We start from the raw sequence: 21,155 nt of genomic DNA, 5'->3' as shown, positions 1-21,155 counted from the left end.
TGGTTTGCAGGCGTAATTCAGGTGACCGCACATGAATGATCTACAACTTGACGACTTCAAGACCGACGAAAACGCCGCCATGGTGCTGCTGGTCGACGACCAGGCCATGATCGGCGAAGCTGTGCGGCGCGGCCTGGCCCATGAAGAAAACATCGATTTCCACTTTTGCGCCGACCCGCACCAGGCGATCGCGCAGGCAATTCGCATCAAGCCGACCGTGATCCTGCAGGACCTGGTCATGCCCGGCCTCGACGGCTTGACCCTGGTGCGCGAGTATCGCAATCACCCGGCCACGGCGAATATCCCGATCATCGTGCTTTCCACCAAGGAAGACCCGCTGATCAAGAGCGCAGCGTTTGCGGCCGGGGCCAACGATTACCTGGTCAAGCTGCCGGACAATATCGAACTGGTGGCGCGCATTCGCTATCACTCGCGCTCCTACATGACCCTGTTGCAGCGCGACGCGGCTTACCGTGCGCTGCGGGTCAGCCAGCAACAGTTGCTGGACACCAACCTGGTGCTGCAACGGCTGATGAACTCCGATGGCCTGACCGGGCTGTCCAATCGGCGCCACTTCGACGAATACCTGGAACTGGAATGGCGCCGAGCCATGCGCGACCAGACCCAGCTCTCCTTGCTGATGATCGATGTGGACTTCTTCAAGACCTACAACGACAGTTTTGGCCACGTCGAGGGTGACGAGGCCTTGCGCAAAGTCGCCAATACCATCCGCGAAGCCAGCAGCCGTCCCTCGGACCTGCCGGCACGCTATGGCGGCGAAGAGTTCGCGCTGGTGCTGCCCAACACCTCGCCGGGCGGTGCGCGGCTGGTGGCGGAAAAACTGCGCATGGCGGTGGCCGCCCTGAAAATCCCGCATATCGCGCCGGCGGAAGGTTCGAGCCTGACCATCAGCATTGGCCTGTCGACGTTGACACCCGTACAGGGCACCGATTGCCGGCAGTTGATCATGGCGGCGGACAAGGGACTGTATATGGCCAAGCATAATGGGCGTAATCAAGTCGGCATCGAGTGAGTTCAGACTGTAACCCATTAAATGTGGGAGGGGCTTCCCTCCCACATTGTGAGCTTGGTATTCATCCAAATTAAGTGCACATGAACGTGGTTGGACGAAGAAGCCCGCCATCTATGTAGAGTCGATGGCAGGAGGTAGCAGAGAGATTATTCTATTTTAAATCCAGGCTTGCCATTAGCCACACGCCACTGTTTAACTTCTTCTACAATGCCCGCCGGGCTGTCTTCTCTGTCAGCTCTTGGATAGTAGACGAGATCTGATCCGTCAGGATGTTCTGTAAGGCGCGTGAACTCTAATAGCATTTCGTCATCTTCTTCCTCAGTACGAGCACTCGCGTCACAAAGGGAAATTACGAATTCTAAAAATTCGGTTTCTGTGTACTCGGAAATTGAAGTTTTCATCCTAATCACCTTTGCCATGAATTTGTTTGTGGAGTTTTGGAGTGACTATGTAGATGTTGTCTATGTCGAAAACTTCTCCGCCTTTGGAGATGAATATCTTATGGTGGAGCTCGAATTTACCAGATTTTCCTGCATGCTCAAGTTTGCTCGTATATGGGGCTTTGCCGTTAAGTATTCTTAGTAGGTTTTGACGGTTGAACTGATTCGCCAGTTCCGAGTCGTTCGCAATCGATTTCCAGAAGGCTTCGCGAAACGCTCTGAAATTTTTAAATTCCTGGCCTCTTAAGTTATCGGCAATTTGCGATGGTATAGGGGCACCTTCACCTTGTGAGGCCGCTCCTAGCCAAGAACCCGTTACAGCTTGCCCGCCACCTGTCACAATTCCGGGATCTTCCCGCCGATCCCTGAACATTATGTAGAGCGGAGGTAGTCCTGAATCTATAGGGAAGACTGTTATGAAGTCATCAAAGCTCGCCTCACTGACTCCTGGAAACGAATCAATTCTGCCTTCAACCGGAGTGACCGTAGCACCAATATAAATGGACGGCTCAGACTGATTAGCGGGCAGTGTTGTTGAGCTATTCCCAGGGACGACGACAGGTGTCCAGATCAAGAATTTTGGTGGAGCGTCACCCGTAGTAACGGTGTACACCTTCTGCGCTGGATCATAGGTCGCAGCAACCACCTTGACCTTGGAAGGCACGCTTGTACCGTCGGCGTTGACCACGAATACTTGTGAGCGCCCATCCGCAGCCGTCTTCGAGCTCATGCGAACCGGAAGGTCAATTGTGCCGTTGACTGCCGAGGTTATCGTTGACTCGTTAAGGTCTGCTACGAAGGTTGAGACCGGTGTGCCAAGCGCATAACGCTCTGGAAGCTCTCCATTCGCGAGTTTTGGGGAATAGATCAGAGCTGAAACACCTACCATTAAGCCACTGGAGGTACTGGCAACCAACTCCGTCAATGCGGCCACGGCTGCACGAATGGCGGCTTGCAGCGTGACAGTAATCCCTTCCGCTGTAGCGATAGTCCCAACTGAGGTCATGACTACCGCTTGAGTCGCAGAAGCGGGGCCCGACAGGCGATAGGTATTGGCTACTCGTACCGCTTCAATACGCGCCTGCGCCGTTGCTACCTGCTGCGCACGTTCTGCGAGGTCACTGATTGCATTGGAGGCATTGGCCAGATACCTCGCGGACTCTGACTTGAGCACAAAATCATGATGACTGAGCCATTTCACGCCAAGCGTGGTGTTCTGCTGCAGATAAATAAGTTGTTTCAGCCCTTCAAGCTCAGGTTTGCTCAATGGCGGTGTAACCAGTGGGTTGGCTGCGGCGTAGTAAATGATCAACCCGTTCTGGTTTATGGCTAACGGTGGATCAATAGGTTTGATCGCAGCCATCGTTTCTTCGATCATTTTGTCCAGCGTGGTTTTGTAAAGCATGAGGGTTTGGTCGGGTGTCAATCCAACGACCGAACCGGCAAGAGAAGCGAGTTCCACCTGCAGGTATTCCGGCAGCAACTGCACGTGAATGTCCAATTCATCTGCAATGGTCTTCAGATACTCAATGTGTAAATTCGTCCAGGCGGGATCATGTTCGGCTAAGTGGGTCTCCAGCGCTTGCCTGGTCTTTGCCAGCCCTGAAAGTTTTTTAGTCAGAATATCTATGGAGAGCGAGAGAGCCTTGAGTTCCTGTGCGGCCCTCCATACGTTGTCGTAAAGTGCGTACGCGCCGCCCAGATTTGTTATCGGGTCAGAAGAGGCAAGTGTTTCACGTAGCTTTGTATAGGTTAGGTTTTCCATCAGGTAAAAAGGGCTTTGATCATAGAGCCCATAAATGAGTGGTGCAGTACGTGTGTATTTGGTTTTTTTTGCGTCGATTATTTCAAATGTGATTTTTTGATCGATAATGGCTGAGGCACTTTCTGTGAGTGGCTGTGAAAGTTTCGCTGCTTGCTGTTTTTCTGCGAGTTCGCGTTCAGTTTCAGCGGCGAGCGTCGCAAACCGTGCACTGTACTCTGCGTCAATCAAGGATTGGTTGTACTTTTGCTCTCCAATGAAATCGGCGGTGGTGCTAGGGAAGTCAAAATGCTTGAAGCGGCTACGGTCTCCTTCGCCTCGACGTGGCCCCTCTTGAAGGCCCCACCCATCTCCACTTCCTACGTAGCCTCCACCTTCACCACCCCAATAAGTATTTCGTCTCCCGGCGGTAATTATTGTCGGTTTGAGTTGTAACGGTTGTCCTGGCTGCCACCCTTGTTGTGCCATGGGGTCTCTCCGTCCGTATGTAAGCGTGATCGGGTTCGAAAGTTTGTTCGTCCTGAAGAAAAATCTCAGTTGCTTTGATCAAACTTATTTGAGAGGGGCGGAATTAAAAACTGATGGCGTTTTGGTTTGACTTGATGTCTGTAGGAGGCTTTGTAAGACGGTTCTGAAACTGGTGTGTTTGTATTCCTGTATGTTTGCAGTTCAAGTCTTAGGATAATTTTGAAAGAAACCTAATTGTTTGTTTTTGTTGAAGTGGGCTGGTTTGTGGTCTTCCAAGCAGTCCCTAATTTTGATTTTCAGAATATTTGTATAAACAGATGAACGGTCAGTTTTGGCTAGTAGTTTTGGCTAGTAGTAGTGCTGGTTTTCTAACGCGGGGTATCGCCAACCCGTGGGAGGGGGCTCTTCATCGGTCTTGGGATTGTGTACAAACCTTGGCCTTTTCGGCCGGGTGGACTGCCGTTTCCAGGCGTTTGCCGTTATACTCGCCGGCTTTCAAAAGTTCGCCAACGAGTGCTGCCCGCCATGGAAATCAACCCGATCCTTAACACCATCAAGGACCTGTCCGAGCGCTCCGAAACTATTCGGGGGTATCTTTGACTACGATCAAAAGCATGAGCGTCTGACCGAAGTCAATCGCGAGCTTGAAGATCCGAGTGTCTGGAACAAACCTGAGTACGCCCAGGAACTGGGGCGCGAGCGCGCTGCGCTGGCGCAGATCGTCGACACGCTCGACGAACTGAACACCGGCCTGGCCGACTGCCGTGACCTGCTGGACATGGCCGTCGAGGAAGATGACGAAAGCGCCGTGGGCGATGTTGTCGCCGAGCTGGCCCGTCTCGAGGAAAACCTCGCCAAGCTTGAATTTCGTCGCATGTTCAGCCACGAAATGGACCCGAACAACGCCTACCTGGATATCCAGGCCGGTTCCGGCGGCACCGAGGCCCAGGACTGGGCCAACATCCTGCTGCGCATGTACCTGCGCTGGGCCGACAAGCGCGGTTTCGACGCGACCATCATGGAGCTGTCCGCCGGCGAAGTGGCCGGTATCAAGGGCGCGACCGTGCACATCAAGGGTGAATACGCCTTTGGCTGGTTGCGTACCGAGATCGGCGTGCACCGCCTGGTGCGCAAGAGCCCGTTCGACTCCGGCAACCGTCGCCATACGTCCTTCTCGGCGGTGTTCGTCTCCCCGGAGATCGACGACAAGGTGGAAATCGAGATCAACCCGGCCGACCTGCGCATCGACACCTACCGTTCCTCCGGTGCCGGTGGCCAGCACGTAAACACCACCGACTCGGCCGTGCGTATCACCCACGTACCGACCAACACCGTGGTCAGCTGCCAGAACGAGCGCTCCCAGCACGCCAACAAGGACACCGCCATGAAAATGCTGCGGGCCAAGTTGTACGAGCAGGAAATGCAGAAGCGCAACGCCGCGTCCCAGGCGCTGGAAGACACCAAGTCGGACATCGGCTGGGGGCACCAGATCCGTTCCTACGTGCTCGATGCGTCGCGGATCAAGGATTTGCGCACCAACATCGAGCGCAGCGACTGCGACAAGGTGCTCGACGGCGATATCGACGAATACCTGGAAGCCAGCCTGAAATCGGGGCTGTAAAGATTGTAGGCGATCCCCGGCCACTGGCCGGGGACAACGAACCTGATGGAAAATTTAAGACATGAGCGACCAACAACTCGACCCGCAAGCCCTGCAACAGGAAGAAAACTCCCTGATCGCCCTGCGCAAGGAAAAGCTTGCTGCCGAGCGCGCCAAGGGTAACGCCTTCCCCAACGACTTCCGCCGCGACAACTACTGCGATGCCCTGCAGAAAGAGTACGCGGACAAGACCAAGGAAGAGCTGGCAGAAGCGGCGATCCCGGTCAAGGTGGCGGGTCGCATCATGCTCAACCGTGGCTCGTTCATGGTGATCCAGGACATGACCGGGCGCATCCAGGTCTACGTCAACCGCAAGACCCTTTCCGAAGAAACCCTGGCCTCGGTGAAAACCTGGGACATGGGCGACATCATCGCAGCCGAGGGCACCCTGGCCCGTTCCGGCAAGGGCGACCTGTATGTCGAGATGACCAGCGTGCGCCTGCTGACCAAGTCCCTGCGCCCGCTGCCGGACAAGCACCACGGCCTGACCGACACCGAGCAGCGCTACCGCCAGCGCTACGTTGACCTGATCGTCAACGAAGACGTGCGCCAGACCTTCCGCGTGCGTTCGCAGGTCATCGCCCACATCCGCAGCTTCCTGGCCCAGCGTGACTTCCTGGAAGTGGAAACGCCGATGCTGCAGACCATCCCCGGTGGCGCCGCAGCCAAGCCGTTCGAAACCCACCACAATGCGCTGGACCTGCCAATGTTCCTGCGGATCGCGCCGGAGCTGTACCTCAAGCGCCTGGTGGTCGGCGGCTTCGAGAAGGTGTTCGAGATCAACCGCAACTTCCGTAACGAAGGCGTCTCGACTCGGCACAACCCTGAATTCACCATGTTGGAGTTCTACCAGGCCTACGCCGACTACGAAGACAACATGGACCTGACCGAAGAACTGTTCCGTGAACTGGCGCAGCTGGTGCTGGGCAGCACTGACGTGCCTTATGGCGACAAAGTGTTCCACTTCGGCGAGCCGTTCGTGCGTCTGTCGGTGTTCGACTCGATCCTCAAGTACAACCCTGAGCTGACCGCTGACGACCTGAACGACATCGACAAGGCTCGCACCATCGCCAAGAAGGCCGGCGCCAAAGTGCTGGGCTTCGAAGGCCTGGGCAAGTTGCAGGTGATGATTTTCGAAGAGTTGGTGGAGCACAAGCTGGAACAGCCGCACTTCATTACCCAGTACCCGTTCGAAGTGTCGCCGCTGGCGCGTCGTAACGACGACAACCCGAACGTTACCGACCGTTTCGAATTGTTCATTGGCGGCCGTGAAATCGCCAACGCCTATTCCGAGCTTAACGACGCGGAAGATCAGGCCGAGCGCTTCATGGCCCAGGTGGCCGACAAGGACGCCGGTGATGACGAAGCCATGCACTACGATGCCGACTTCGTAAGGGCCCTGGAATACGGCATGCCGCCCACCGCCGGTGAAGGTATCGGCATCGACCGGCTGGTGATGCTGTTGACCAACTCGCCGTCGATCCGCGATGTGATCTTGTTCCCGCACATGCGGCCACAAGCGTAACCGTAGCGAAATCCGAAGCCGCCTTTTATAAGGCGGCTTTTTTATGTGGCGTAAATTCGCGTCAAACAAACAGCGCCAGGTTTTGTTGATCGGTTGCTCGTTCCCACGCTCTGCGTGGAAATGCATCCTGTGACGCTGCGCGTCACACTTAGAAGAGGGAAATGTGGTGAACCGCGTAATGGCTCAAGAAGGCGCCGCCGGCGTTGCCGCTGCCGTGGCCGATAGCGTCCAGTACCAAGGCCGCAAGGCCAGCCGCCGGGGCAGTGAACAGCGCCGGCAGGACATTCTCGATGCGGCCATGCGCATCGTGGTACGCGATGGCGTACGTGCCGTGCGGCACCGGGCCGTGGCGGCGGAGGCCGGCGTGCCGTTGTCGGCCACCACTTACTACTTCAAGGATATCGATGACCTGCTCACCGACACCTTCGCCCAATACGTCGAACGCAGCGCCGCGTTCATGGGCAAGCTGTGGGTGCGCAACGAAGGCCTGCTGCGCGAGATGGTCGCTTACGGCGACGGCAGTCCGGCGTCGCGCTCGCAGCTGGCCGATGACATTGCGCGACTGACCGCCGACTATGTGCAGCGCCAACTGATCAACCGTCGCGAATACCTGATGGCCGAGCAGGCCTTCCGCCAGGAAGCCTTGCTCAATCCGCGCCTTGCCGAACTGGTACGCTCCCACCAACAGATCCTGCTGCAAGGCACCGGGCAGTTTTTCCAGGTCTTGGGCTCCCGCGAGCCGCAGCAGGATGCCAAGGTGTTGACGGCGATTATCAGTCGGATGGAATATCAGGGCCTGTTGGGCGGCGCAGAGCCGCTGACCGGTGAAGAAATGCTGGAGATACTCAAGCGTTACATGCACCTGGTATTGGCTTCAGTCTGATACCAGAAAGGCCACGTTCAAAGAGGAAGCACCGGGTGGACGATTACCAGCAGACGATACGCAGCTTGTCCGATCGCATTGTGCTGGCGCAAACACCGATCCGCGTCCTTGATGCGGTGAAGTGGGACGAGAACATTCGCCAGGGCTTTCTCAAGGCCAAGGGCAAGGCCATGCCCGCCGTGGATCGCGATTACTACCTGAACCGGCCGTTGTCGTTCGATTCCAGCGCCGTCAAGCTGGAGTTCCAGAACATCGAGCGCGACATTACCCGCCGCCTCGGCCAGTTCAGCCCGGTGGGGCAGATCATGCGCCGCATGTGCCGGGAGTACCGCATGGTCGTGCGGATGCTCGAAGCCCGTGGCACCGAGGACTTCGGCCTGATTTCCCAGGAACTCTACGGCGCCGCTTCCGACGCCTTCCACGCCGGCGACCCGACGCTGGCGGACCTGGGGTTGATGCTTTCGGACTACCTGAACAACATCGATGGCCGGGGCGACCTCAAGGACGAAGCCAAGACCCTGACCGCCAAGGATGCGGTGAGCCTGCTGCAGACCCGCTTGAACAAGGTATTCGGCGAGGCCGAGGAGACCATCCGCGTATTCGAGTCCGATGGCATCGTCGCCGACGCAGCGGCGGGCGCCGACTACATCAAGATCCGCGCCGACGCGATGTTCAACGAGCGTGACGTGCGCGCCCTGGAAGTGCACGAAGGCCTGGTGCATGTGGGCACCACCCTCAATGGCCAGAACCAGCCGATCTGCACGTTCCTGTCCAAGGGGCCGCCCTCGTCCACCGTGACCCAGGAAGGCCTGGCGATCCTGATGGAGATCATCACGTTTGCCTCCTACCCCAGCCGGCTGCGCAAACTGACCAACCGCACCCGCGCCATCCATATGGTGGAGGAGGGCGCCGACTTCCTGCAGGTGTTCGAGTTCTTCCGCGAGCAGGGTTTTGAAATGGCGGAAAGCTACGGCAACGCCAGTCGAGTGTTCCGTGGCTCGGTGCCGACCGGCCTGCCGTTCACCAAGGACCTGTCCTACCTCAAGGGCTTTATCATGGTCTACAACTACATCCAGCTGGCCGTGCGCAAGGGCAAGCTGGAACAGGTGCCGTTGTTGTTCTGCGGCAAGACCACGCTCGAAGATATGCGCACCTTGCGCCAACTGGTCGACGAAGGCCTGGTAGTGCCGCCCAAGTACCTGCCCGAACAGTTTCGCGACATGAACGCACTGGCGGCCTGGATGTGCTTTTCCAACTTCCTCAACCATTTGAGCCTGGACCGGATCGAGGCGGACTATTCCAATATCCTTTGACCGGACGTCGACTCACCTGGGATCTCCCACGTCCGCCCATTTCATCTCACTCACGAGGCTCAACGGATGAGAATCCTCGGCATTCTGTGCCTGCTACTCACATTGAACGGCTGCAGCTCCCTGCTGTTCTACCCCGAGCCCGGCCTGCCGTTCACGCCGGAAAAAGCCCACCTGGCGTATCGCGACGTCACCCTCACCACTGCCGACGGCGTGAAACTGCACGCCTGGTGGCTGCCGGCCAAGCCTGGCGTGCCCCTCAAAGGCACGGTGCTGCACCTGCACGGCAACGGCGGCAACCTGGCGTGGCATCTGGGCGGCAGTTGGTGGTTGCCGGAGCAGGGCTACCAGGTGCTGTTGCTCGACTATCGCGGTTATGGGCTTTCGCAAGGCAAGCCGTCACTGCCGGCTATCTACCAGGACGTGGACGCAGCCTTCAGTTGGCTGGATCAGGCGCCCGAAGCCCAGGGGCAGCCGTTGGTCGTGCTTGGCCAAAGCCTGGGCGGCGCATTGGCGGTGCATTATCTGGCGGCTCACCCCGAGCGCCAGTCCCGGCTCAAGGCCCTGGTATTGGACGGTGTGCCCGCCAGTTATCGTGACGTGGGACAATTTGCCCTGAGCACATCCTGGTTAACATGGCCGTTTCAGGTCCCTCTGTCCTGGCTGGTACCTGACGCCGACAGCGCGATCAACGCCATGCCCCAGCTCAAGGGCGTTCCCAAACTGCTGTTTCACAGCCTGGATGATCCGATCGTGCCCTTGTCCAACGGCATACGCCTGTACCAAGCGGCGCCGCCGCCCAGGGTGCTGCAGCTGACGCGAGGCGGGCATGTGCAGACGTTTGCCGACAAGACCTGGCAAACCGTCATGTTGCGTTACCTGGATGACCCGCAGCATTTCAACGGCCTGCGGCGTCTGGGCGAAATACCGAATTACCCCCTTTCCAAGGTTGACCCATCAGAGAGCCCGCAATGAGTGAAGAGCGCAACATGATCCCGCTGATTCTCACAGGGATCGGCACCATCATCGGTACGGTCGGCTGTTTGTGGTACTACGGCTACCTGCACTTCGCCAAGCCGGAAGATGCGCTGCTGCTCAGTGAATTCACGATGCTCAAGACCGTGCCGGGGGAGGATTACAAAGTCTCACTGACCCCCGCCGCTCAAGTGGCGCAGTGTGTGGACGGTGTGCTGGTGATGTTCGATACCGACCAGAAAGGCTTGAGCGGCGTACTGGTGAACAACAAGAAACAGGCAGTGCGTTGCATCGGGCAAGAAACTCCGCAACTGCAACAGTGAATTCTGCCTCCCAGCCGTGGGAAACCACCCTAGTCTTTACAGACTATTGATTTCACGCATGTCAGCCACTCGACAGGCCGGAACCATCCTGACTCACCCACCACTGATTATTCACTGATTGGCAAGGCTGATCGGTCCCTTAATTCATAGGTTGGAGTTAGCATTTATGGCAGGAATCAACGGTATCTCGGGCGGCGGGAACATGGGTGGCATGGGTGGCATGGGCGGCATGGGGGGTGTGGGCGGCGCTGGCAATGGCCAGGGAAGCTCGCAAGGCCTCGACCAGCAGATTAAAGATGTACAAAAGCAGATCCAGGATATTAAAGCCAAAGGTTCTCAAGGCAGCCAGGGAAATAGTGGTGCCGGTGGTGAAGATCCCCTCAAGGAATTGGAGGAGCTGCTGAAGAAGTTGCTCGCGCAGAAGGCGGGCGGTGCGCAGGGCGCTCCAGGTGCCCAGGGCGGTCAAGGTGCCGAAGATGGCCAAAGCGGTGGGCAGAGCGCGGGCCAGGGGCAGGGGCAGATCCAGCAGCCGGACTATCAAGGTTCAGGCCAAATCGGCAACTGATCAAGCCTCATGGAAAAGCCGCCTGCAGGGGCTAATGCTGTTCAGTTAAGCGTACATCGCCCTCTGTAGGAGCGAGCTTGCTCGCGAAAAACGTCAACGATAACGCGTGTTTCCTGGTTGAACGCGGCGCCTGTGGTTTTTCGCGAGCAAGCTCGCTCCTACAAAAAGCCTTAACTGAACGGCATTAGCCTGCAGGGGCGGTTTTTTTTCGTGCATCGGATGGCCAGTCGTCGGTCTGGGCAGGAATGCCTGGAACCTTATTTCGTCAGATACCACACAAAGCGTTGTCACTCACACGGTTTGAGGCGAGGATGGAATTCAAGATTCCAGTGCTGGAAAATATGCTGATCATGGCAAGGCAGCATGTGGCGATTGAACAGGAAGCTGCTCGCCGCAACAGGCTTGAGAGCCAGGCAGACAAGCAGGCGGGCCCGCAGATTCAAATGCCGGCTGAAGATACCGGTCGAACCGTACAGTTCGACGAGCCGAAAAAAAACCCACCATAAGGTGGGTTTTTTTATGCCGCTTCAATCAATCAGTTAGCAACGGACGAGCGTGGCTTGACTGGCTGGTTGTCGTTGGAAATGGTCACTTCGACGCGACGGTTCATCGCACGGCCGGAGACGCTGCCGTTGTCGGCAACCGGGTATTCCTTGCCGTAACCCTGGGTCACGATGCGCGAAATGTCCACGCCTTGCTGGGCCAGTGCGCGCTGTACGGAAGCGGCGCGGCGCTCGGACAGGCTCTGGTTGTACGAGTCGGAACCGGTGCTGTCGGTGTAGCCTTCGACGATCACTTTACGGTCCGGGTTGTCGCGCAGGAACTGAGCCAGCTTGGTGATGTTGACCAGGCCGCTGGATTTCAGGTCGGACTTGTTGGTGGCAAACAGCACGTCACCGAAAGTCACCAGGGTGCCGCGATCGGTTTGCTTGGCGTTCAAGCTGTTTTGCAGTTGCTTGATCTGCGCGTCACGGGCGTCCAGCAGGGCGCGGGCACGTTCGTCGCCAGCGTTTTTCAGCTTGGCTTCGGACTCACGCAGGGAAATGGTGTCTTTCGCCACTTCTACACGCTGGTTGGTCAGGTAAGCCAGTTGGTCGACTTTCTTCTCGTCTTCCTTGTCGCGGTAGGCCTTGTCTGCCTTGTCCAGCCACTCGCTGGCGTCTTTGGTTTCAAGGGCTGCGAGCTTGGTCGCCTGCGGGTTGGTTTGCAGGGCCGTGAAGTTGGTCCGTGCGTTTTCCAGGTTCGCGTTCGGCGGAGTGGAGCAGGCTGCCAGGGCAACGCTCATCGCCAACAGGGCAGGGATCATCAATTGTTTACGCATAGTCGTGTCGTCCTTTCAATTCGATATCAGGTGCGATGCAATCAAGGGGCAGCGGCTTACTTCTGCTGGATAGCAGCTGGGCGCATGCCTTCCTTACGCAACTCATCAACTGCTTTCTGGGAATCCTTCACCGCTTGCTCGGCCTTGGCAGCCTGGGCCTTACGCTCAGCGACACGAGCATCCCACTCGGCTTGTTCAGCCAACATACGGGCTTTGTCGTAGTTCTTGTCGTGCATGGCGATTTCAGCTTCTTTGAGCTTGTCCTGGGCCGACTTCATTTCCACGGCTGCGAACTCGGTGCCGCCGGCGCTGACCGCGCTATTGACCGCAGACTGGGTCACTGCGTACTGCTCGGTCGGCGGGTTACCGGCGCAACCTGCCAGAACGAAGCTGGTGCCGATTGCCAGCGCGGCCAATTTAAGCCCGCGCAGGTGGTTAAACGAGGATTTGGCAGTGCTGGTCTTCATCGTCTTCAACTCCATTGGGTAGCTCCTGAAAAACATCAAAATCCATCTTGGTGTTCGTTTGCGGGCCCGGCGGTAAAGCACATGACGCCAGTTCAAACGAGCGTTCCAAGTGATGGCTTACTGGCTGTGACCGGAGGCTTTTTTCAAAAGTTCAGCGAAGATGGCGATTTGCCTAAAAAAATATCTGACTGATTGGTCAGCTCTAGAAAATTGGAACTTTCACCACGCACAACGGTACTCCGGGCCGCTGAAAGGCCCGGAATACAGGGGTTAAATTGGGGTGGGTAAAACAGTGATCAGTGCTGCTGTTCGTCATTACCGGCTGACAAATCATGCAGATAGCGGCGTGACAGGGTCAGAAATCGCGGTGTGGGCCCAACGTCTTCGTACAGAGGATCGCCTTCCTCATCGGTGGCAATCACCTGCTGCCCCTGGACGTAGGGAAAGCTGGCTTCCAATTCTTCAAGGGCGGCGCCGATCAGCTCGCCGAGCAGTTCTTCGGCGTGACGCTTGGGGTACATCTCGGCCAGGGCGGCCAGTCTCGCGGCGGCCTCCACATCCAGATGAATGGCGTATTCGGTTTTGGTCAGTTGACCCTTGGCGGTCTCTTCCCAATGCTGGGGCAGGTCTCGAATTTTCATGGCAACCTCAATAATGAGTGTCCAGCCGCCGGTGTGCATAACGCGGCGACCTGATGTTGAGACTAGCGGGAAGCGGCAAGGTTTAAAGTGTCTTGTCAGAAACCTGCGCCGACGGCACTCTGGACCCCCTGCGCGTCCCGGATTTCTGGCTGGAGAGTGGCTGATGAGTGATATCGATGCACGCTTGCGTGAGGATGTTCACCTGCTGGGTGAACTGTTGGGCAACACCATTGCAGAGCAATACGGCGGTGATTTTCTCGACAAGATCGAGCAGATCCGTAAAGGCGCCAAGGCTGACCGGCGCGGCGCGGGCGATGAACTCAGCACGAGCCTGAATCAACTGCAGGAAGACGAACTGCTGCCCGTAGCCCGGGCCTTCAACCAGTTCCTCAACCTGGCCAACATTGCCGAGCAGTACCAGTTGATTCACCGGCGCGATGAGTCGCAACCTGCGCCCTTCGAGTCCCGCGTGTTGCCGGAACTGTTGGCCCGTCTGCAGCGTGAAGGGCACAGCGATGAATCCCTGGCGCGCCAATTGGCGCGGCTGGAAATCGAACTGGTGCTCACCGCCCACCCCACCGAAGTCGCACGTCGCACCCTGATCCAGAAGTACGACGCGATCGCCGCCCAACTGGCGCTGCAGGATCACCGTGACCTTACCCGTGCCGAACGCGAGCATATCCGTGAACGTTTGCAACGCTTGATCGCCGAGGCCTGGCACACCGAGGAAATCCGTCGCGTGCGGCCTACGCCGGTGGATGAGGCCAAATGGGGCTTTGCCGTCATCGAGCATTCATTGTGGCAGGCCATCCCGAATTATTTGCGCAAGGCCGACCAGGCCTTGCATGCCGCAACCGGCTTGCGCCTGCCGCTTGAGGCGGCGCCGATTCGATTTGCCTCGTGGATGGGCGGCGACCGTGACGGCAACCCGAACGTCACCGCGCCGGTCACCCGTGAAGTGCTGTTGCTGGCGCGCTGGATGGCGGCGGATTTGTATCTTCGCGATATCGATCAACTCGCCTCCGAGTTGTCCATGCAACAGGCCAGCGCGGCATTGCAGGCCCAGGCGGGAGACAGCGTCGAACCCTACCGTGCGGTGCTCAAGCAGTTGCGCGAACGTCTGCGCGCCACGCGCCAGTGGGCCCATGCCTCGTTGAATGGCACCGCAGCGGCACCGGAGCAGGTGTTGCAGGACAATCGCGACCTGCTCGGTCCGCTGCAACTGTGCTATCAGTCGCTGCATGAGTGCGGCATGGGCGTGATCGCCGATGGCCCGTTGCTCGATTGCCTGCGCCGCGCCGTGACCTTTGGCCTGTTCCTGGTACGCCTGGATGTGCGCCAGGACTCCACTCGCCATGCGTCGGCCATGACTGAAATCACCGACTACCTTGGCCTCGGACGTTATGAGGACTGGGACGAAGAAGCGCGCATCGACTTCCTGAGCAAGGAACTGGACAATCGTCGACCGCTGCTGCCGGGTTATTTCAAGCCGTCGGCAGACACGGCGGAAGTCTTGAACACCTGTCGGGAAATCGCCGCTGCACCGGCCGCATCGCTGGGCTCCTATGTGATTTCCATGGCCGGTGCCGCCTCGGATGTGCTGGCGGTGCAATTGCTGCTCAAAGAGTCCGGCGTGCAGCGGCCAATGCGTGTGGTGCCGCTGTTCGAGACCCTGGCCGACCTGGATAACGCCGGGCCGGTGATGGAGCGGTTGTTGCAGCTGCCGGGCTATCGCGCGCGGTTGCAAGGCCCGCAGGAAGTGATGATCGGCTATTCGGACTCGGCCAAGGATGCCGGCACCACCGCCGCCGCCTGGGCGCAGTACCGGGCGCAGGAGCGTTTGGTGGACATCTGCCGTGAGCAGCAAGTGGAGTTGCTGTTGTTCCACGGTCGCGGTGGCACCGTCGGCCGTGGCGGTGGCCCGGCGCATGCGGCGATTCTGTCGCAGCCGCCGGGCTCGGTGGCGGGGCGGTTCCGCACCACCGAACAAGGCGAGATGATCCGCTTCAAGTTCGGCCTGCCGGACATTGCCGAGCAGAACCTCAACCTCTACCTGGCCGCAGTGCTCGAAGCCACGCTGTTGCCACCACCGCCCCCGGAACCGGCCTGGCGTCACTTGATGGACGAATTGGCGGCCGACGGCGTCAGCGCCTACCGCGCGGTGGTGCGGGAAAATCCGCAATTCGTCGAGTATTTCCGCCAGTCCACACCGGAACAGGAGCTGGGCCGTTTGCCGTTGGGCAGCCGCCCGGCCAAGCGGCGTGCCGGCGGTATTGAAAGCCTGCGCGCGATTCCATGGATCTTCGGCTGGACCCAGACCCGCTTGATGCTGCCCGCCTGGCTCGGCTGGGAAGCGGCATTGAGCAAGGCCCTGGAGCGCGGCGAGGGTGAGTTGCTTGGGCAGATGCGCGAACAGTGGCCGTTCTTCCGCACCCGCATCGATATGCTGGAAATGGTGCTGGCCAAGGCCGACGCCGATATCGCCCGGCTCTATGATGAGCGCCTGGTGCAGCCTGACTTGCTGCCATTGGGCGCGCATTTACGCGACCTATTGTCGCAGGCCTGCGAGGTGGTGCTTGGCCTGACCGGCCAGTCGCAACTGTTGGCCCACAGCCCGGACACCCTGGAGTTCATCCGCCTGCGCAACACCTACCTGGACCCCCTGCATCTGTTGCAGGCTGAATTGCTCGCCCGCTCGCGCCAACGCGAAGCGGCGCAGGACAGCCCTCTGGAACAGGCGCTGCTGGTGTCCGTAGCCGGTATTGCCGCAGGTTTGCGCAACACCGGTTGAGGTTTTTCGCGTGTTCTCAACGGCTTGCGAATGAACTGCGACGACCGCCCGGAAAAGGGCGGTCGTTGTTTGAGGGGCGGGGTTGCGCTCAGGCAAACCCGTTGGCCGACGCACGCCTGGCGCGGGTTTCTCCTACTTTGGGCGGCTTGTGTGGCAAGGGCCCGCTGTGTATCTTGATCAGCCTTTGGCCGTTTGATCGGCCTGGAACCACATTTTTACGAGATTGGCCCCACGCGGCGAATCCGAGCGTCATCTCTATAAAAAATTGAGGAGCACATCGATGCGCGTCATTCTGCTGGGAGCTCCCGGGGCCGGTAAAGGTACTCAGGCAAAGTTCATCACTGAAAAATTCGGCATTCCACAAATCTCCACCGGCGACATGCTGCGCGCGGCCGTCAAGGCCGGCACCGAGCTGGGCCTGATCGCCAAGAGTGTGATGGACAGCGGTGGCCTGGTCTCCGATGACCTGATCATCAACCTGGTCAAGGAACGCATCAGCCAGGAAGACTGCAAGAACGGTTTCCTGTTTGACGGCTTCCCGCGCACCATTCCCCAGGCTGAAGCCCTGGTCAAAGCCGGTGTCGAGTTGGACGCCGTGGTTGAAATCGCCGTCGAGGACGAAGAAATCGTCCAGCGCATTGCCGGTCGTCGCGTGCACGAAGGCTCGGGCCGCGTGTACCACGTCGTCTACAACCCACCGAAGGTTGAAGGCAAGGACGATGTCACCGGTGAAGACCTGGTGCAGCGCAAGGACGATACCGAAGAAACCGTACGTCATCGCCTGTCGGTCTACCATTCCCAGACCAAGCCGCTGGTGGACTTCTACCAGAAGCTCTCCGCTGCCCAGGGCAAGCCGAAGTACAGCCATATCCCTGGCGTCGGCTCCGTGGAGGCGATTACAGCCAAGGTGCTGCAAGCACTGAGCTGATGCGTTGATCGGCTGCATTGACAACGGCCCGCTTGCGGGCCGTTGTTGTTTATACTGGCGCACTTTTTTCGACTTGGACACCCACACCCATGAGCACCCTGCTGGCCCTGGACACCGCGACTGAAGCTTGCTCGGTTGCCTTGCTGCACGATGGCAAAGTAACCAGCCACTACGAGGTGATCCCGCGCCTGCACGCGCAGAAGCTGTTGCCGATGATCAAGCAACTGCTGGAAGACGCCGGCACCAGCCTGGCCGCCGTGGATGCCATCGCTTTCGGCCGTGGCCCCGGCGCGTTTACCGGCGTGCGCATTGCCATTGGCGTGGTGCAGGGCCTGGCGTTTGCGCTGGAGCGTCCGGTGTTGCCGGTGTCCAACCTCGCGGTGCTGGCCCAACGTGCGCTGCGTGAACACGGTACTTCCCAGGTGGCGGCGGCGATCGATGCGCGGATGGATGAAGTGTATTGGGGGTGCTATCGCGAGAGCGCCGGTGAAATGCGCCTGGTGGGCGTTGAGGCCGTGCAGGCACCGGAGTCATCGGTGTTGCCGCAAGATGCCAGCGGTGAGTGGTTCGGCGCCGGTACCGGCTGGGGGTATGGCGAGCGGATCGGCGTTCAGCTGGTCGGCCAGGACCCTGCGATGCTGCCCCATGCAGAGGATTTGCTGACCTTGGCGCGCTTTGCATTCGAGCGTGGCGAGGCCATTGCCGCTGATCAGGCGGCGCCGGTGTACTTGCGCGATAAGGTTGCGCAAACCAAGGCGGAACGCGGGATTATTTGACGTCAAAAATGATGGCATTTTGAGGCAAATTTCGCCAATCGTCAGAATTTGCAGCGGTTTTTAAACCTTTTACCAATTATGTGTTCTAGTTATCACCAGAGCATTTGCGCGTTACGGATTGCGCCACTAAAATGCCACTATTGATAGCGAGTTCGCGTCCATGCGTATTGATGGCTTTTCCTCACAGTCGTACCCGATCAAGCGTAAGCCGCGCAAGGCTAACGCGACGGTGGACGATTCCGTCGAGGACTCGCCGGACTTCATCGAAGTCCAGTCCGACGCGCAGGCCGGCACTCAAGCACGCATCAGCGGTCTTCCCGCCCGTCAGCAAGACATGGTCTTCCCCCGCTCCATGAGCAAAAGCGTCGCGACGGCCCTGGCCAGCTACCTGACCACCGCCGGTTTTGTCGAATGGGATATGGAAGTGCTGGGTCTCGATATCCACATCTGATGCGCCTGCCTTACTACATCGGCTGCCCGTCCTGGAGTGAAAACGCCTGGCGCGAGTACCTGTACCCCGCCGATGCACGCGCCAACGATTACCTCGGCCTCTATTCCCAGGTCTTCAACGCCGTTGAAGGCAACACCACTTTTTATGCTCGACCCTCGGCCGCAACCGTGCAGCGCTGGGCCGACATCATGCCCGATGACTTTCGCTTCACCGCCAAATTCCCAGGTGATATCAGCCATGCCGGTGACTTGCGCGAACAACTGCCGGCGGCGGAAAACTTTATCGGCTTGATGAGCCCTCTCGGCGAGCGTGTGTCGCCGTTGTGGCTGCAACTGTCGAAGGGTTTTACCCCGCAGCGTCTCGGAGAGCTGGCCGGATTCCTCGATGGCATTGACCGTCCACTGGCGGTTGAAGTGCGTCACGATGAGTTCTTCGCCAAAGGCGAGGCCGAGCGCATGCTCAACCGCCTGTTGCGTGATCGTGGCGTCGAGCGCGTGTGCCTCGATTCGCGTGCGCTGTTCAGTTGCACCTCCACCTCGGCGGCCGTCCTGCATGCCCAATCGAAAAAGCCCAGGGTGCCACCGCGCCCGGCGGCGTTGACTCAATGTCCCCAAGTGCGCTTTATCGGGCACCCCGAACTTGAAGCCAACGATCCGTTCCTGATGCCCTGGGTCGAAAAGATCGCCCGTTGGATCGAAGAGGGGCGCACCCCCTACATGTTCCTGCACACCTCGGACAACCGCCTCGCCGCCCAATTGGCCTTGCGTTTCCATGACCAGTTGATGGCACGTCTGCCGGGGCTTGCGCCGCTGGCGACCTTGCATCGAGAACCCGTGGCGGAGCAACTGGGGTTACTCTAGGGCTCTTTTCCCCGCCAGGAGCCCGTCATGGATGCCCAAACCCTTCGCGCCGAAACCTTCAAAGCCCTGCACACACGTGATCGTGCCTTTGTGATGCCCAACCCGTGGGACGCAGGTTCCGCCATCATGCTTGCCAGCCTTGGCTTCGAAGCGTTGGCCACCACCAGCGCGGGCTTTGCGTTCAGCCTGGGGCGGCCGGATGCCGAAGGCGCGCTGTCGCTGGAGGACACCCTGGGCAATGCCGGCAGCATCGTCCGGGCGACTGCGCTGCCGGTCGCCGCCGACTTGGAAAACGGTTTCAGCGACACTCCAGAAGGCTGTGCCCAGACCATTCTGCGAGCCGCCGCCACCGGTATCGTCGGTGGCTCCATCGAAGACGCCACGGGCGTTGCCGCCGACCCTATCTACCCCTTCGACCTGGCCGTCGAGCGCGTCGAGGCTGCCGTTGCCGCTGCCCGCAGCCTGGCCTTTCCCTTCACGCTGACAGCGCGCGCAGAAAACCTCCTGCATGGCCGCCTGGATTTGCCCGACACCATTCGCCGCCTGCAAGCCTACGCCGAGGCGGGCGCCGATGTGCTGTATGCGCCGGGCCTGCGCAGTGCCGAAGAGGTGTTGGCGGTGGTCAAGGCCGTCGCGCCCAAGCCGGTTAACGTGTTGATGTCCGGTGGCTTGAACCTCAGCGTTGCGCAGTTGAGCGAGCTGGGCGTGCGGCGCATCAGCGTGGGCTCGGCCCTGGCCCTGGCGGCCTATGGCGAGTTTTATCGGGCGGCGCAGGAGGTCTATGGATCGGGCACCTTCACCTTTACCGAACGCAAGATGCCGTTCGACCAGGCCAATCAATTCTTCAAGGGCTAAGCCGTGCGGTCGATCGGGTGGATGGGCGCGTTGTTGGTGCTCGGCGGCGCTGTTGCGGTGGGCGCATGGCGGGGCTGGGTGCCGGTGCCGGACGAGTGGAACCCCTGGGCGCCGCTGGATGTACGCGCCAGTCCGAACCTGTTGACGCGCTACAAGCTGGGGCGGTTGCAGGATGATCCGTTGCTGTGCGACCAAGTGCTGAAAACCTCGGGGTTGCGGGTGACCCGCCAGGCGGACTCAGCCCCCGGCGCCGCCTGCCCGTTGCGCAACACATTGCGGGTACAGGGCGGGGAGGTGGGCTTGAGCAGCAGTTTTCTGGCCAGTTGCCCGTTGGCCGTAGCCTTTGCGTTGTTCGAGCGGCACAGCCTGCAGCCGGCGGCTCAGGCGATCTATGGCGAGGCGGTGACGCGGGTCGATCACCTGGGCAGTTTTGCCTGTCGCAATATCTACAACCGCGCCGAAGGCCGCCTCAGTCAGCACGCCTCGGCCAATGCCCTGGATATCGCCGGGTTTCGCCTGGCCGATGGACGCCGTATCAGTGTGCTCAAGGATTGGCCGGGCGACGACGCTGACGCACGGTTTCTGCGTCAGGTGCGTGACAGCGCGTGTAACGCGTTCAACGGGGTGTTGAGCCCCGACTACAACGCTGCACACCGTAACCATTTTCATCTGGACATGGGACGCTGGTGGGTGTGTCGCTAAGCGTCAGGCGGCCAGGCGCAGGTTGTTGACGATCAACGGACGCGCCCAGTGGTAGTCGAAATCCAGGGCCTTCTGTTGTTCGACCAGGTCCTGTTCGGTGAACGGGGTCGCGGGCGGTGGCAACAAGTCCAGCTCGAACTCGGCAATCGGCAGATGCAGCGGGCGGGGCTGCGGCGCCGGGCCGGGTTCAGCGACGGGTTGGCCCGCATTCAGGACAATCGGCCGTACCCAGCCGCTTTCGAAATGCTGCTGGCGTTGCTGGGCGATGATGTCTTCGTCAGGGAACGGCGCAGGCGCGGGTGGCAGCAGCTCGGTCTCGAATTCGGCAATCGGCAGGAACAGCGGCTCAGGTGGAGCGACTTCGGTGTCTTTCACGTCACACCCACGCTGGGTGAGGATCTGCGCCAGCAGGTCGGCGC

Annotated in this window: 22 protein-coding genes; 16 read left to right on the top strand and 6 right to left on the bottom strand. The window is 59.3% G+C overall.

The window, feature by feature from the left end:
- The first annotated feature begins 31 nt into the window (after positions 1-31).
- A complete protein-coding gene (locus tag BFP90_RS24545; protein ID WP_065891946.1) occupies positions 32-1,033 on the top strand; it encodes a response regulator in 1,002 nt (333 codons plus the stop codon).
- A gap of 146 nt (positions 1,034-1,179) precedes the next feature.
- On the opposite strand, the gene BFP90_RS24540 is transcribed toward BFP90_RS24545, so the two are convergent.
- Both BFP90_RS24540 and BFP90_RS24535 read right to left on the bottom strand, forming a co-directional pair.
- A complete protein-coding gene (locus tag BFP90_RS24540) occupies positions 1,180-1,434 on the bottom strand; it encodes a bacteriocin immunity protein (RefSeq protein WP_065891947.1) in 255 nt (84 codons plus the stop codon).
- 1 nt (position 1,435) lies between these two features.
- Positions 1,436-3,703 carry an S-type pyocin domain-containing protein gene (locus BFP90_RS24535; RefSeq protein WP_065898181.1) on the bottom strand — a complete coding sequence of 756 codons (2,268 nt, stop codon included), beginning with the start codon at positions 3,701-3,703 and terminating at the stop codon, positions 1,436-1,438.
- Between the two features lie 525 nt (positions 3,704-4,228).
- Between BFP90_RS24535 and prfB the strand changes: the two genes are divergently transcribed.
- From prfB to BFP90_RS24490, 8 genes are all read left to right on the top strand, one after another.
- A protein-coding gene (gene prfB / locus BFP90_RS24525; RefSeq protein ID WP_104501908.1) for a peptide chain release factor 2 occupies positions 4,229-5,324 on the top strand; the annotation gives its coding sequence in 2 pieces (ribosomal slippage) (positions 4,229-4,300 and positions 4,302-5,324; 1,095 coding nt in all).
- 61 nt (positions 5,325-5,385) lie between these two features.
- Entirely contained in the window at positions 5,386-6,888 is a 1,503-nt protein-coding gene (gene lysS / locus BFP90_RS24520) for a lysine--tRNA ligase (protein WP_065891949.1), read from the top strand.
- 166 nt (positions 6,889-7,054) lie between these two features.
- On the top strand, positions 7,055-7,771 hold the full coding sequence (locus tag BFP90_RS24515) for a TetR/AcrR family transcriptional regulator (protein WP_083203333.1): 717 nt from the start codon (positions 7,055-7,057) through the stop codon (positions 7,769-7,771).
- A gap of 35 nt (positions 7,772-7,806) precedes the next feature.
- A complete protein-coding gene (locus BFP90_RS24510; RefSeq protein ID WP_065898180.1) occupies positions 7,807-9,084 on the top strand; it encodes a flavohemoglobin expression-modulating QEGLA motif protein in 1,278 nt (425 codons plus the stop codon).
- A 66-nt stretch (positions 9,085-9,150) separates the two neighbouring features.
- On the top strand, positions 9,151-10,056 hold the full coding sequence (locus BFP90_RS24505; RefSeq protein ID WP_065898179.1) for an alpha/beta hydrolase: 906 nt from the start codon (positions 9,151-9,153) through the stop codon (positions 10,054-10,056).
- Positions 10,053-10,379, top strand: a complete 327-nt coding sequence (locus BFP90_RS24500) for a hypothetical protein (RefSeq protein WP_065886054.1) — start codon at positions 10,053-10,055, stop codon at positions 10,377-10,379. The genes BFP90_RS24505 and BFP90_RS24500 overlap by 4 nt, the downstream gene beginning before the upstream one ends.
- A 166-nt stretch (positions 10,380-10,545) precedes the next feature.
- Positions 10,546-10,944: a type III secretion protein gene (locus BFP90_RS24495; protein ID WP_122561479.1), complete on the top strand. Its 399-nt coding sequence runs from the start codon at positions 10,546-10,548 to the stop codon at positions 10,942-10,944.
- Between the two features lie 311 nt (positions 10,945-11,255).
- Positions 11,256-11,450, top strand: coding sequence for a hypothetical protein (locus BFP90_RS24490; protein ID WP_065886055.1), 195 nt, complete (start codon positions 11,256-11,258; stop codon positions 11,448-11,450).
- Between the two features lie 29 nt (positions 11,451-11,479).
- On the opposite strand, the gene BFP90_RS24485 is transcribed toward BFP90_RS24490, so the two are convergent.
- The 3 genes from BFP90_RS24485 to BFP90_RS24475 form a co-directional block, all read right to left on the bottom strand.
- Positions 11,480-12,265, bottom strand: a complete 786-nt coding sequence (locus tag BFP90_RS24485) for an OmpA family protein (RefSeq protein ID WP_065886056.1) — start codon at positions 12,263-12,265, stop codon at positions 11,480-11,482.
- 56 nt (positions 12,266-12,321) lie between these two features.
- A complete protein-coding gene (locus BFP90_RS24480) occupies positions 12,322-12,747 on the bottom strand; it encodes a DUF4398 domain-containing protein (RefSeq protein ID WP_065886057.1) in 426 nt (141 codons plus the stop codon).
- A gap of 281 nt (positions 12,748-13,028) precedes the next feature.
- Positions 13,029-13,373: a pilin assembly protein gene (locus BFP90_RS24475; RefSeq protein WP_065891951.1), complete on the bottom strand. Its 345-nt coding sequence runs from the start codon at positions 13,371-13,373 to the stop codon at positions 13,029-13,031.
- 163 nt (positions 13,374-13,536) lie between these two features.
- Here BFP90_RS24475 and ppc point away from each other — a divergent pair, with 163 nt between their 5' ends.
- The 7 genes from ppc to BFP90_RS24440 all read left to right on the top strand — a co-directional run bounded on the left by ppc (position 13,537) and on the right by BFP90_RS24440 (position 20,736).
- A complete protein-coding gene (gene ppc, locus BFP90_RS24470; protein ID WP_065886059.1) occupies positions 13,537-16,164 on the top strand; it encodes a phosphoenolpyruvate carboxylase in 2,628 nt (875 codons plus the stop codon).
- Positions 16,165-16,444: 280 nt separating this feature from the next.
- The gene (gene adk / locus BFP90_RS24465) at positions 16,445-17,092 is read left to right on the top strand and encodes an adenylate kinase (protein ID WP_003172225.1); all 648 of its coding nucleotides are present in this window, start codon (positions 16,445-16,447) and stop codon (positions 17,090-17,092) included.
- An 89-nt stretch (positions 17,093-17,181) separates the two neighbouring features.
- Positions 17,182-17,868: a tRNA (adenosine(37)-N6)-threonylcarbamoyltransferase complex dimerization subunit type 1 TsaB gene (gene tsaB / locus BFP90_RS24460; protein ID WP_065886060.1), complete on the top strand. Its 687-nt coding sequence runs from the start codon at positions 17,182-17,184 to the stop codon at positions 17,866-17,868.
- Between the two features lie 160 nt (positions 17,869-18,028).
- Complete coding sequence (locus tag BFP90_RS24455; protein WP_065891953.1) at positions 18,029-18,319, top strand: hypothetical protein; 291 nt, start codon at positions 18,029-18,031, stop codon at positions 18,317-18,319.
- Positions 18,319-19,179 carry a DUF72 domain-containing protein gene (locus BFP90_RS24450; protein ID WP_065898178.1) on the top strand — a complete coding sequence of 287 codons (861 nt, stop codon included), beginning with the start codon at positions 18,319-18,321 and terminating at the stop codon, positions 19,177-19,179. Before BFP90_RS24455 ends, BFP90_RS24450 begins: the two co-directional genes overlap by 1 nt.
- A 27-nt stretch (positions 19,180-19,206) precedes the next feature.
- Entirely contained in the window at positions 19,207-20,034 is an 828-nt protein-coding gene (locus BFP90_RS24445; protein WP_065898177.1) for an isocitrate lyase/PEP mutase family protein, read from the top strand.
- Positions 20,035-20,055: 21 nt separating this feature from the next.
- Entirely contained in the window at positions 20,056-20,736 is a 681-nt protein-coding gene (locus BFP90_RS24440) for an extensin-like domain-containing protein (RefSeq protein ID WP_065898176.1), read from the top strand.
- 3 nt (positions 20,737-20,739) lie between these two features.
- On the opposite strand, the gene BFP90_RS24435 is transcribed toward BFP90_RS24440, so the two are convergent.
- Positions 20,740-21,155 (bottom strand): energy transducer TonB (locus tag BFP90_RS24435; RefSeq protein WP_065898175.1); only part of this gene is annotated, 416 nt, incomplete at its 5' end.

The organism is Pseudomonas sp. 24 E 13, from assembly GCF_900004715.1.
GTDB lineage: Bacteria > Pseudomonadota > Gammaproteobacteria > Pseudomonadales > Pseudomonadaceae > Aquipseudomonas > Aquipseudomonas orientalis_A.
This window is presented reverse-complemented; position numbering and strand designations above follow the sequence as displayed.